Source organism: Rossellomorea aquimaris (assembly GCF_020171925.1).
Lineage (GTDB): Bacteria > Bacillota > Bacilli > Bacillales > Bacillaceae_B > Rossellomorea > Rossellomorea aquimaris_F.
Window position 1 is genome coordinate 268,218 of sequence record NZ_JAIVAR010000002.1, and the last position, 11,923, is coordinate 280,140.

General features: G+C 45.2%; 14 protein-coding genes and 1 riboswitch. Of the genes, 8 read left to right on the forward strand and 6 right to left on the reverse strand.

The window, feature by feature from the left end:
- Nucleotides 1–33 precede the first annotated feature (33 nt).
- The 4 genes from LCM10_RS09050 (at nucleotide 34) to LCM10_RS09065 (ending at nucleotide 2,408) form a co-directional block, all read left to right on the forward strand.
- Nucleotides 34–873, forward strand: coding sequence for a flagellar hook-basal body protein (locus tag LCM10_RS09050; protein WP_224875910.1), 840 nt, complete (start codon nucleotides 34–36; stop codon nucleotides 871–873).
- Nucleotides 874–888: 15 nt separating this feature from the next.
- Nucleotides 889–1,167 carry a DNA-directed RNA polymerase subunit beta gene (locus LCM10_RS09055; RefSeq protein WP_224875911.1) on the forward strand — a complete coding sequence of 93 codons (279 nt, stop codon included), beginning with the start codon at nucleotides 889–891 and terminating at the stop codon, nucleotides 1,165–1,167.
- A 120-nt stretch (nucleotides 1,168–1,287) separates the two neighbouring features.
- On the forward strand, nucleotides 1,288–1,722 hold the full coding sequence (gene fabZ, locus LCM10_RS09060) for a 3-hydroxyacyl-ACP dehydratase FabZ (RefSeq protein ID WP_224875912.1): 435 nt from the start codon (nucleotides 1,288–1,290) through the stop codon (nucleotides 1,720–1,722).
- 380 nt (nucleotides 1,723–2,102) lie between these two features.
- On the forward strand, nucleotides 2,103–2,408 hold the full coding sequence (locus LCM10_RS09065) for a hypothetical protein (protein WP_224875913.1): 306 nt from the start codon (nucleotides 2,103–2,105) through the stop codon (nucleotides 2,406–2,408).
- Between the two features lie 34 nt (nucleotides 2,409–2,442).
- Here LCM10_RS09065 and LCM10_RS09070 read toward each other — a convergent pair whose 3' ends face one another.
- A complete protein-coding gene (locus tag LCM10_RS09070; protein WP_224875914.1) occupies nucleotides 2,443–3,033 on the reverse strand; it encodes a class D sortase in 591 nt (196 codons plus the stop codon).
- Entirely contained in the window at nucleotides 3,023–3,352 is a 330-nt protein-coding gene (locus LCM10_RS09075; RefSeq protein ID WP_224875915.1) for a helix-turn-helix domain-containing protein, read from the reverse strand. The genes LCM10_RS09070 and LCM10_RS09075 overlap by 11 nt, the downstream gene beginning before the upstream one ends.
- A gap of 237 nt (nucleotides 3,353–3,589) precedes the next feature.
- On the opposite strand from LCM10_RS09075, the gene LCM10_RS09080 reads away from it, so the two are divergent.
- Together LCM10_RS09080 and LCM10_RS09085 are read left to right on the forward strand one after the other, a co-directional pair.
- Nucleotides 3,590–4,255 carry an LPXTG cell wall anchor domain-containing protein gene (locus LCM10_RS09080; RefSeq protein ID WP_224875916.1) on the forward strand — a complete coding sequence of 222 codons (666 nt, stop codon included), beginning with the start codon at nucleotides 3,590–3,592 and terminating at the stop codon, nucleotides 4,253–4,255.
- 387 nt (nucleotides 4,256–4,642) lie between these two features.
- Nucleotides 4,643–4,757, forward strand: a riboswitch (cyclic di-GMP riboswitch).
- Between the two features lie 32 nt (nucleotides 4,758–4,789).
- On the forward strand, nucleotides 4,790–4,921 hold the full coding sequence (locus tag LCM10_RS09085; protein WP_224875917.1) for an anti-repressor SinI family protein: 132 nt from the start codon (nucleotides 4,790–4,792) through the stop codon (nucleotides 4,919–4,921).
- A 30-nt stretch (nucleotides 4,922–4,951) separates the two neighbouring features.
- On the opposite strand, the gene LCM10_RS09090 is transcribed toward LCM10_RS09085, so the two are convergent.
- Nucleotides 4,952–5,272, reverse strand: a complete 321-nt coding sequence (locus tag LCM10_RS09090) for a helix-turn-helix domain-containing protein (protein WP_224875918.1) — start codon at nucleotides 5,270–5,272, stop codon at nucleotides 4,952–4,954.
- Nucleotides 5,273–5,371: 99 nt separating this feature from the next.
- Nucleotides 5,372–5,815, reverse strand: coding sequence for a YwpF-like family protein (locus tag LCM10_RS09095; RefSeq protein WP_224875919.1), 444 nt, complete (start codon nucleotides 5,813–5,815; stop codon nucleotides 5,372–5,374).
- Between the two features lie 264 nt (nucleotides 5,816–6,079).
- Here LCM10_RS09095 and ssb point away from each other — a divergent pair, with 264 nt between their 5' ends.
- Nucleotides 6,080–6,454, forward strand: a complete 375-nt coding sequence (gene ssb, locus LCM10_RS09100) for a single-stranded DNA-binding protein (RefSeq protein ID WP_224875920.1) — start codon at nucleotides 6,080–6,082, stop codon at nucleotides 6,452–6,454.
- Nucleotides 6,455–6,489: 35 nt separating this feature from the next.
- The gene (locus LCM10_RS09105) at nucleotides 6,490–6,663 is read left to right on the forward strand and encodes a hypothetical protein (protein ID WP_224875921.1); all 174 of its coding nucleotides are present in this window, start codon (nucleotides 6,490–6,492) and stop codon (nucleotides 6,661–6,663) included.
- Between the two features lie 616 nt (nucleotides 6,664–7,279).
- Here LCM10_RS09105 and LCM10_RS09110 read toward each other — a convergent pair.
- Nucleotides 7,280–10,108, reverse strand: coding sequence for a DEAD/DEAH box helicase (locus LCM10_RS09110; protein WP_224875922.1), 2,829 nt, complete (start codon nucleotides 10,106–10,108; stop codon nucleotides 7,280–7,282).
- Nucleotides 10,101–11,750: an SWIM zinc finger family protein gene (locus LCM10_RS09115; RefSeq protein WP_224875923.1), complete on the reverse strand. Its 1,650-nt coding sequence runs from the start codon at nucleotides 11,748–11,750 to the stop codon at nucleotides 10,101–10,103. The genes LCM10_RS09110 and LCM10_RS09115 overlap by 8 nt, the downstream gene beginning before the upstream one ends.
- Nucleotides 11,751–11,923 lie beyond the last annotated feature (173 nt).

The following is an 11,923-nucleotide window of genomic DNA, read 5'->3' on the forward strand; positions in this document are numbered from 1 at the left end:
TAGTGAAATCTTTTATAATAAAGGGGAATGGACATGAACCGGACGATGATTACAGCGACGAACACGCTGGGTCAACTGCAGAAACAATTGGATATGATCGGTCATAACTTGTCGAATGCTGATACGATCGGCTACAAGCGCCGCGAAGCGACATTTTCCGATTTGTTGGTTCAGAATATCGGGAATCAGGAGAGGACCAAGGAGGAAATCGGAAGGCTCACTCCTCTCGGGATCAGGTCCGGTACAGGGGCTAAGTTGTCACAGGCGCAATTGATCCTGTCTCAGGGATCGCTTAATTCAACGGGACGTTCCCTGGACTTTGCCTTGACGGATGAGCGTCAATTTTTCAAGGTGCTTTCACAAGAGGGAGATTCGAATGCTGTCCGCTATACGAGGGACGGAGCGTTCTTCGTCAGTCCGATGGGGAACGGCGAGTCGATGCTCGTGAATGCGGACGGCTTTCCTGTCCTTGATGAAAAAGATGATTACATCACGTTTTCAGAGGACGCAACGGAGTTCAGTTTAGGGGCTGACGGTGTACTCAACATCACGGGACCCGGTACTGAACAACGAGTCAACTTAGGAATAGTTTCCATTGAAAAACCGCAATTCTTACGTCAATATGGAAGTAACCTTGTAGGCCTTCCTGATAACCTGGACCAATTGGGAGTCGGTGCGGATGAAGTGCTGACCAACCTGACCGGCGGTGCGAGGACCGGGATCCAGATGGTTCAGAGTTCGCTAGAAGCCTCAAATGTCGATGTCGGAAAAGAAATGACAGATATGCTGAATGTTCAACGATCCTATCAGTTCCAGGCGCGTTCCATCACGCTTGCCGACCAAATGATGGGGCTCGTGAACGGTATACGTTAAAAGGAGTCTTAAGCTATGAGTGAAAAAGAACTGGTACAAGAAGCGAAAACAAGAGAAACAGTCAAAGCGGAAAAGAAGAAGGAAAAGCAAAAGGAAGAGGCAAAACCAAAGCGCTGGGTGCGCGTCCGGATGCTTCCGATCTGGCTCCGCATCCTACTCGTCATTCTCCTTCTTGCAGCCAGTCTTTCCCTTGGCGCAATAATCGGCTACGGAGTCATCGGAGACGGAAACCCAACCGACGTATTCAAAAAAGAAACATGGCAGCATGTTGTTGATATAGTCAAAAAGAAATAACTGTGGGAGGCCCGTCCCTCATCGCTTTAAAGTGGTGAGGGACGGGCCTTTGTCTGCTATTCCATTCTCTTGCTGATTTTTGTACAATGGAGAAAGGAAAGATTACAGGAGGTACATACTATGCTTGATATTAATGAGATCAAAGACATCATCCCCCACCGCTATCCATTCTTGCTCGTTGACCGCATCCTTGAGGTTGAAGAAGGCCAAAAAGCGGTGGGCATCAAAAATGTGACCGCAAACGAAGAGTTCTTCAACGGACACTTCCCGGATTATCCCGTCATGCCTGGAGTCCTGATCGTTGAGGCACTCGCACAGGTCGGTGCCGTGGCCATGCTCAAAAAAGAAGAAAACAGAGGTCGTCTCGCATTCTTCACGGGCATCGACAAATGCCGCTTTAAGCGTCAAGTGAAGCCTGGCGACCAATTGAGGCTTGAAGTGGAGATGACCCGCTTCAAGGGCGCAATCGGTAAAGGAAAAGGCGTCGCGACGGTTGATGGAGAAGTGGCGTGTGAGCTTGAGATGATGTTTGCGTTGGGTGAGAAGGAAGAATAAAGATGGTTGGAACCGGTTCTGGAGTGGCGATTGGGTCACTGGTGGAGCCGGTTTTTTTGTTTTTAGTTGTGGAGGTAAAGTTGTTGGTGCTGTTGGGATCGAGCCAGGGTCAGAAGCGGGGGATTGAGCCAGGCTCAAAAGTAAGGAATCGAGCCAGGTTCAGATGCGGGAAGTTGAGCCAGGCTCAAAAACACAAAAATGAGCCAGGCTCACCACCACCATCCCATCCCGCCAACCACACCAATCCCCAATTCAAAACGCCCCACAAAAAAATCCTCCAAACATGCACAAAAACCACAACTTCAGGGAAAGCTAACCACGAAAGACCACATGTTGGTCTTTACACTAAACCTAATACACATCGAAAGGAGTCAACCATCATGAGTAAAAAGCTACTATCGATCCTCGGTGGATCTGCACTTGCAGCCATGCTTCTCGTCGGATGTAACATGAATGACCAGGAGCCTCCTCCGGAAGATAACAATATGGAGGACAACGGAAATATGGATGAAGATATGAATGACAATGACATGAACGACAACGATATGAATGAAGAGAACTACCCTGAGTCAGAGGATAAGAACACGCCGACTGACAAAGATGCAACAAAAGATAACAACACGCCTGAAGAAGATATCATTGAAGATGATATTGATATGAAGGATAAGGATAATAAGGACGAGTAAGAATTAAAGCGTAGAGGCTATGTGCTTCTACGCTTTAATTTATTCGTCTTGCATTGATGATGTAGCGTTCTTCGGTACTTGAGAGGTATTCGAAGGGATAGCAAGTGGATAATGTAAGGATTTCTTCAGGTGTGGTGGGTTGTAGCACAGATACATCGGTTTCTTTGACAATGACCGTCTCAAATACTTCATATCGATAAGTTCCCGATTTCATCTCAAGGAGCAGTTGATCTCCTTTTTCAATTTTGCCCATTTGTTTGAATACGGTGTCTCGATGTCCGGCCAAGAAGATCCGATCATTTTGTCCCGGTAATTTAGTTTTTGGATGATGACCTACACCTTTTTCTAACTCTTCTTCATCGGTGCCTTCAATGATAGGCAACTCCTTATTTAGTTTGGGGATGGTAAGTATTCCGATTGTGTCATCTTGCGAAAAAGAATAAGTTAATTCATTTTCTTTATTCCCAATGATATCAATATCTGGTTTAACAATGGCTTTTGCATCAAGTAAAGATTTTTTTGCCTGCACCTCTTGCCCTAAAAGTTGCAAGGTAGAATATCCAAGAAGAGAACTGCCCCCTACTAATAGAAAAATACTCAATATAGTCAGTAAATTACTTCTCACTAACTTGACTCCTTCTGAAATGAATGTATTGAATATATTCGAGGAATTCATGTTTTGTAAGTCCTTCTTCTATTGCTCTTTGTACAAGTTGAAGCCATTCTTCATCAATCACCGTTTCCTCCGTTCTGAATTCTAAAAGCTGACTGAGTGAAATTTCTAAGGTGTCCGCTAGTTTTTGGAGGACTCTGATGCTTGGATTTTTTTGAATTCCTCTCTCTATGGAACTTATATAAGACTTCGAAATCCCAGCTAAATGAGACAATTCATTTATGGTAATCCCTCTAACATCCCTATAATGTTTTAAGACATCACCTACCATATAAATCAATCCTTTCACGCTTAATTAAATTCATTATATAGAACAATTTATTTTTTATAAAAAACAAAAAAGAGAGTATACAGCAGTATGTTCAATATAGAGAACGAATGAGTGTAATTTCAGTTAGAAAATAAAGAATTTTAGAACTTTTAAAAAGAATCATTGATAAGTATACTTGAACGTATAGTTCACTAAAACGAACAAAAGTGTTAATACTCTATCTAAAGGAGACTTTATATGGGAGAAAAATATAAAGGGATATCGATCCTATTCTTATTAATCTTCATCTTGTTTCCTGGTCTGGTGGAAGCTGAAGGAAGTATCATAAGTGAACAAAAAAATATTGATATCTCAACCAGCCCCTCTACCACCTTATTTTACCTTACAAATGTAGAGCCTGGGGATAAGATGTCGAGGGTGGTAACGATCTATAACAAAGGGAAAGACGATTTCAGTTATCTCTACTCTACTGAGTTCCTAAAAGGATCAGAAAATTTTTACAATGAGCTATTAATAGAAGTGAGCAATGAGGATAAGGTTTTAGTGAAAGGAAAATTAAAGGACTTGAATGAGTTAGATGCCCGGGAGCTGAAAAGCAACTCCTCTGAGATACTTCATTTCCTAGTAGAAATTCCATATGAACTCGGTAACGAATTCCAAGGTTTATCGACCGAATTCCAATTCAACTTCTCTGTTGAAGGACCGTTGGGAATAGCTTCTCCAGGCAACGGAGATGGAGTATTACCTTATACTGGAACTATTTACTACAAGTTAATCGTAGCCGGAATCATACTTATTGTCGCTGGCATAAGCCTATACATCTTTACTAAAAGAAAGAACGTACAATTCGCACCACCGATTAAGCTTTCAAAAATTTCCTTAAAACAAAGGAAGGAAGTGTAGAATGTATAAGAAAATATGCTCAAGGTGTACCAGATCTTCTTATAGTAGTAGTGAAACAGGAATTTGGATTTGTCCATCCTGTGGGAATGACTTAACACGCCAAATACTACTATCTTCCAGACCCTACCGAAATATCAAACCGAAAGTCCCGCCTTTAAAAAAGAACATAGAAGTTTACCTTAAATGCAGTAACAAAATTCAATAATCTACTCAGTAATTCGACATTGTTTCAAACCCAGCAATCCACTAAATGGAGGGTTTACTCAAGTCTAGTGAAAATGAAAGAGATACTTGTAGAAAAAAGTGGTAAATAAGTTGTCAGAAAAGACAAAAAACAACAAAGAAAAACAATGAAAATAAGTATAATGGTCTTAGGACAAAGGATACGTCAGAGAAAGGCAAACTTATCGAAAGGTAGGGACGCAAAGTCACAGATCTACTGTATGCTGCATTTACATAAAAAAGAGAAAACGCGGTATATTATGATGGCTGGACTGCCTGAAATACTGACATGTATTTTAGGAGGGAATAAAAGTGGACAAAGAGCTGGATTTGGAGTGGGTAGAACTAATCAAGGAAGCATTCTATGCAGGTATATCCAAGGAAGAAATCAGAGATTATTTAGAAAGTAACAAGAATAAAGAGACAAAATACAAAGCAGTATAAAAGATGAAAGTCTTGCGATGAAGCAAGACTTTATTTATTGCCCAATTTCCATTTATTAAACTCGATGAATTCGCGGAATTGCTCCTTGGTAATGCCGGAATCCATGGCTTCTTCTGCGATCTTGAGCCATTCTCGATCGACTTGTTTCTCTTCTGATTCATCGTGCAATAAAGCGTCCATCGAGATTCCCAAAGCGGCAGATACTTTTTCCAAGAACTGAATGGATGGGTTCTTCTGGATGTTTCGTTCAATGGAGCTTAAATATGATTTGGCCACGCCGGCCTTTTCAGCCAATTCTGTCATGGACATTCGTTTTTCCTGCCTGTACTTTTTCACTCTTTCCCCAATCATCGCGGACACCTACCTACTCTTTAAAAAACAAATTAACTATAAACCATTATAGCAAAAAGTTATCATGGACTCTAGCGGATATAACGATATTTCGTAATATTATCGGACGCTAGGCTTCGATGTTGCTGGAATGCGAGGCTTGGACACCATCTTTTCACGGAATTCCTTTATGAGTTGTTCACCGGAATAGCCTTTTTGCACCAAGTCATCCAATAGTAGCTCAGCGTATTCATTGCGCTGCTTCTTTAAATGACCTTCGAATAAAACACTGATTCGGCCATTCATTTTCTTGATCCCTCGGATGGATGTCATGAAAGCGGCAGGATCGTTCGCTTTGTGTGAAATGACGACTTGAATTTCCAAGTCATCCGACTGTTGCTGTGCCCTTCGGAAAAAATCAATGTATTTCTCCGGCATATAAGTCTCCACTAGCCAGGTCCTATTCTCATCCTCTTTATTGATGATCAAGCCGTCCTCGATGTCGAAATCCTGAAGGTCATCATTATCCACTACCTGAAGTGAAATCACTTTAAAGGTTTTCATGAACGAACATCTCCCATAAAAAGGTTTTTGTTAAAAAAATTATATCATAGAGGGAATAGAACTCATAACATCAAATTGTGTTAAAAAAGGTGAATTTCCGATATTCCGTACTGTTAAACCGCAGAATATTGGAAATTCCCCTAAGGTAATTTGCTGAATTTGCACGTGTTTTGCACGTGAATTATGGAAATTCACTGTTTTACAAGAGTAGAAAAGAGATTGTAAGATGAAAACATTCCAGGGAGAAAGGAGTGTTTTTGATAGTTGATAAATCAAGTGACCCTCGTAGGCAGGCTGACAAAAGATCCGGGAGCAAGGAGAACGATGGAAGGCAGGACGGTCATGAGTGTGACCGTTGCCGTCAATCGTCATTTTAAGAATCAGCAGGGCCAGGTGGAAGCCGATTTCGTGTTGTGCAAATTATGGAATAAAGCGGCGGAAAACATGGAAAAGTATTGCCGTAAGGGATCGGTCGTCGGTATCACCGGCAGGATCCAAACAAGGAATTATGAAAATGATCAGGGGAAGCGAGTCTATGTCACCGAAGTGGTTGCTGAATCGATCCGGTTCCTTGATCCGAAGCCAACGCAGACTGATAGCGGGCAGGCCCCGAAAGAAACGGTCGAGCTACCATTTTAATTGAGCAAAGCAAAAATGAGAAGGGAGGGGACCATATGGCGACCCTGCAATCGCTCGAACAGCGAATCGACCGGCTTGAAAAGTTGAACGAGGAACTGATCAAGAAAGTGGCACGAACCAATGTTGAGCTATTCTACCTCTCGCAGCGGGTGACGGCGCTTGAACAAGGATACGAATATCCCAAGGCACCGCTGCAAACGACGTCGTAGTAACACTTCGTAGTAATCTCCATCCTAGATTTCCACACGTTTAACTCCATCCTAGAACCATCTCCACGAACATGTTTTCATCCAACCTATAAGTACGTTGTCTCAAATTCCAATCGAATTGTTTTCACCGCGTCATTCCTCTAACAGCCCTCGTTAGATATAGAATTGCGTGAATAAGTAGTGTAGTAAATGTAGTTCCCCAATATGTCTTCATGTTAGGGCCGGTTTCTTTTGAGATCGGCTGTTTTTTTGTGTTTGAGAGAATTTGTTAGGCTGTTGTGAGGGCTTGAATTGTCGGGTTTGGGGATCAGTGATCAAATTTAATTTAAATGCCCTGTTTAACACCGCTGTTGATTTCCGTGGAAGACTTAGCTTTCCGCGGGCGGTGGTGAGTCTCCTCGTCGCTTCGCTCCTGCGGGATCTCACCTAAGCTACTTCTCCCGCAAGAGTCTTCGTCTTCCACTCCAATCAACAGCTGGAAACCGGTTTATAACTACAATTTTCTTTCTATAACTCCCATTTCAAGATTTATACTCTGAGTTCGGTCAAGTTCCCCCTCAGAATAGATCAACAAAAAAAGCCCCTCTCCAACCGGAAAGGGGCTTTACTCAACTAACTAATCCAACACCAACAACGACTGCAAATCCTGATCGGATAGCTCGGTGACCCACTGATCGCTCCTGATGATCTCATCATTTAATGCCTGCTTCTTCTCAAGCATCGCATCGATCTTCTCTTCAAGCGTCCCGGATGACACCATCTTATGAACATGGACAAACCGTTTCTGTCCGATCCGGTAAGCACGGTCCGTTGCCTGGTTCTCGACGGCCGGATTCCACCAGCGGTCATAGTGGACGACGTGGTTTGCGGCTGTTAGATTCAAGCCTGTTCCGCCGGCCTTCAGGGAAAGAAGGAAGACGGGGAAGTCGCCGTTCTGGAACCGTTCGACGAGTTCATCTCGTTTTCCTTTTGCCATGCTTCCGTTCAGGAACGGAGCGTCGATGGCGAATTCCTTTTTCATGACTTCCTGGATCATTTCACCCATTGAGATATATTGCGTGAAGATTAACACAGCCTCACCAGACTCGAGGGCTGCCTCCACAATATCCTTCAGCTTCTGCATTTTTTCCGAACGGGTCAGGATCGACCTTGGATTCGGTTCTTTCAGGTAAAGGGCAGGGTGGTTACAAAGCTGTTTCAACTGGTTCAGCATCTGTAAGATCAAGCCTTTTCGTTCGAATCCGCTCAGTGTTTCCACCTTCGTCAGCGTTTCCTGTACAAGCTGTTCATACAGTGCCGCCTGCTCAGCTGTTAGGCTGCAGTACTCTTTCTGCTCAATTTTCTCAGGAAGGTTGAGCTCGACTTCAGGATCCTTCTTCGTACGGCGAAGGAGGAACGGCTTGATTTTAGCCTGAAGCTCGCGAACCTTATCCTGGGATTCGTCCTTCTCGATTGGGGCGATATAGTTCTTCTGGTACTGGGTGAAGCCACCGAGATAGCCATGGTTCAAGAAATCAAAGATCGACCATAATTCTGACAGGCGGTTTTCCATCGGTGTACCGGTCAGTGCGATATGATGCTTTCCGTTCAGCTTGCGGATCGCACGCGATTGCTTCGTATTTGCATTCTTGATGTTCTGGGCTTCATCGAGTGAAATCGAGCTCCATTCGACCTGCGATAATTCGTCAAAATCGATGTGGGACAAGCCATAGGAGGTGAGCACGATATCCATGCCGGAAATCTTCTCGGTGAACTTCTCTTCCTTTGCACGGGATGACCCGTAATGAAGATGAACGTTCAAATCAGGTGCGAACTTTTCGATCTCGCGCTGCCAGTTTCCAAGAACGGAGGTTGGTGCAACGATGAGAGCCGGTGTATCAGGCTTTTCATCATCTTTCACATGAAGCAGGTAGGTGATGAGCTGCACCGTTTTACCAAGCCCCATATCATCTGCCAGGCACGCCCCAAATCCGAATCTCCGTAAAAACAGCATCCAACTCATACCGAGCTGCTGATAAGGGCGAAGCTCGCCGTGAAATGCTTCCGGTGTTTCCACTAAAGGAATCGACGAAACATTTGTCAGCTGGCTGACCAGCTTTTTCAGCGAGCGGTTAAGCTCCAGCTGGATACGGGCGTATTGATAAGGATCATATTCGTCATCAGGCTCCATGTCCCCTTCGTCATCATCACGAGGGACCAGCTCCTGTTCGAGCATATCCTGAATCGAAATCCCTTCCTGCTTCGCTTTCGTCATCATCTGCTGGATGCGTCGGATCATCGCAGGATCGAGCTTCATCCACTGACCTCTGATTTTTACGAGCCGCCTCTGGTCATCTACGAGCTTATTAAAATCTTCTTCGGATAAATTGACCCCATTCATCGACAGTCGCCAATCGAAGTCGAGCATCGCGTTCAGCCCGACGAATGAAGGGCGGTAACTCGTATCGGTGTTCTTCAATTTTGCCTTCACGAGCACCTGTGCATCCTTCATCGCTTCCCACCAGGAAGGGAGGAGGATGTCGATATCAAGATCGATAAGCTTCTCACTCAGAACAGAAAGGAAATCCCACGCATCATGTTCACTGAGGGAATCGGTCAACGAACCGTCTTGTTCCTTCAGCATCGGCATCATCTTCAACCAGCGTTCCTGCTCTTCACGTACCTTCGGCAAATATCGTTTCCAAGGGGTAGGGACCGTATCCTCGGCAAGCGATATCACGCGCTTCTCCTTCTTACGGTCACGCAAAATCGTCTCGAGCTGCCACGTTTCATCCTCATCGAGTGGCTCAGAAATGCGGAGCCCGATCGTAAACGGAAGCTCTCCATCCTCATCACCACGGATCCATTCACTCCAGCGTTCCTCATCGAAATAAGCCTGAAGCTCCTCCGACGTCAGCGTACTCTCCTTCAGCTTCTGGATTCGCTTCATGGCTTGAGATCGGCCTGCAGCCATCGCCTCATTCAACGATCCTTCAAACCACTGCCGCGTTAACGTAGCGAGGGACGTACCTTCAAGGAGGTCCTGCTCCCAGAAATCATCGGTGAAGTTTTCCCATACTTCATCAGGGATATGGAACTGTAGCCCTTTTTCCTGCCATTCATCGAAGCGGGGGAGCCAGCGTCCGTCCTCGATCGCTTCGTAGATGACCGGAGCGATGGCATTGCATGCCTGGCCGGTCTCGTTCCAGTCCCAATCGACCATCGCACTGAAATGCTCCTGAGCGAGAAGGGTGAGTAGCTGCCATCGTGATACAACGATCCCATCATCCACGACGGTATCGTTCAGGAGCATCCCGTAATGCGTATCCTCATGCCAAAGGAACAGCTGACCCTTCCATTCTGAAGGCCTGAGAAGGTCTCCATCCCCGTTTTCAGCAGTCAGGAAAAATCGATCGCTATATTTAGTTGCGTCAACATTGATTTTCACGGAAGACAATTTAAGCATCAGTCAACTTACCCTTTCTGCATTCTTCTCGGAACGCCCGAAGACGCTTGTATTTCTCAAGGATATAATCGAGATAGGAATCCCATTTATCGGTCTGCTTCAATTTTTTGTAGATCGTCCGGATCTTCTTCATGTACTTGACGGCCTGCCTGTAGCTGTCACGGTTCTTCTGTTCAATCGCATCAATCACGCCATGATAATAGAGCGGCAGCGCAAGCTCCGGTGACTCTTTATACACCTGTTGAAGTCCGAGGTTCTCCATTTCAGGGATGCTATAGCCCATATATTTCTGAAGCTCGACCCATTCCCGGTAGGCTTTCGTGTTGAGCAGGAAATCCGTGTAGCTGTAATAGCTGAACGGCAGCATCGAAAGCAGTAGCTCCCGTAGGAAAGCGGGATCCCTTTCCATCAGCCACTCAGAAGGCAGCTTCCGGACAAACCAACGCACAAAGCTTGACGCTTCGTAATGGTCACGTTCACCGATATAGGAGGGAAGCCTTTTTAATATCGCCTTCAATAATAGAAGCAGTGCTTCATATCGCTTCGAAAGTACAAACTTCACCAACCAGAATTCTGAATAAACCACCAGCTCCGTCCCGATTCGCTCCACCATCTCCTCAGCCTTCTCCAAATCGTCAAGTAACAGATACTGATGAAGGAGGGCGATATGAACAAAGGCATCATCGTCTGTGTTGTGAGCTTCCAATCTTTCAACTTCCGCACGGCGCCATGCCTTTTGCTTGAACAGGTAATACCAGAGGAAGCGATACACCTCGGCTTTGATCATCGTACTATGACTCTGATCCGTGCTCATCTCGGTCGACTTTTCTTTTAAAAAGGAAATGAACGGGTCGAAACTGAACGGCATCGCATGAACCGACAGCTTCTCCACCGCATCTTCCATCTGATCAAGCAGGTAATCGAACAGAGCATACTGCTCGCGATTCAGCTCGATCTCCCTCTTTTGCAAAAAGGAATCCACTTCCACCGTCAGGAAGTAGGTGGCGAACAGCTGATATAGAGGCTTCCATTCGCGTTCGAAAGGCTCTTCCTTCTTGAAACGCTTATAAATGTTTTGGATGATCACATCCATCAAATAAGGCTGTCTCTCAAGGAGCTGAAGGTCTTCCTTTTGTAAAAGGTTCTCAAAAAACTGCCACCACTCCTGGGGTGTATCGCCACGCGATATGCGTTCCTCCAAGAGTTCACTTGCTTTCCGGAGTCCCCCGGTATTGCTGTGTTTCTTCAATAAATCGTCCAGGGAGGATGTATCGTCCGCAACCTGAGCGGATGATTCCTGGCTGCGCCAGTCCTGAATCCATTCGCTCACCCGCGCCACCTTGTTGTAGATCATGAAAAAAGTGGCCATCTGATGCTTGCACCAGCCGGAATGGGGACAGGAGCATTTGCTCAGAAGGGGGAACTGCAAGTCGAGCCGCACCGATACAGGAGTCACATCCTGAACATCGGCACTCGCTTCATCATCCCGCACCTTCACGTTCGAAACCAGGTTCTGGCGAAACAAAAGAAGCCCTTTTGAGACAATATTTCGTCCATCGTCGGTCCCCGGATTCAACTCACCCTGTATCGACCGACTCATCGGAATCAATTTATCCTTCAACTCTTCAATCCGAATCGCCATCCATCAATCTCTCCCATCTATAAAATCGCATTCTTTTATTATAACGCAAAAAGGGTAGGGAATGGAATGAAAGTGGGAAAACTGCGGAGGTTGGGGAAAAGGGAGGGGATATTTCTCGGGAAATGTCGAATGGTGGTGGGGTGTACCAGGTACAAATGGCGGGGCGTGCACCT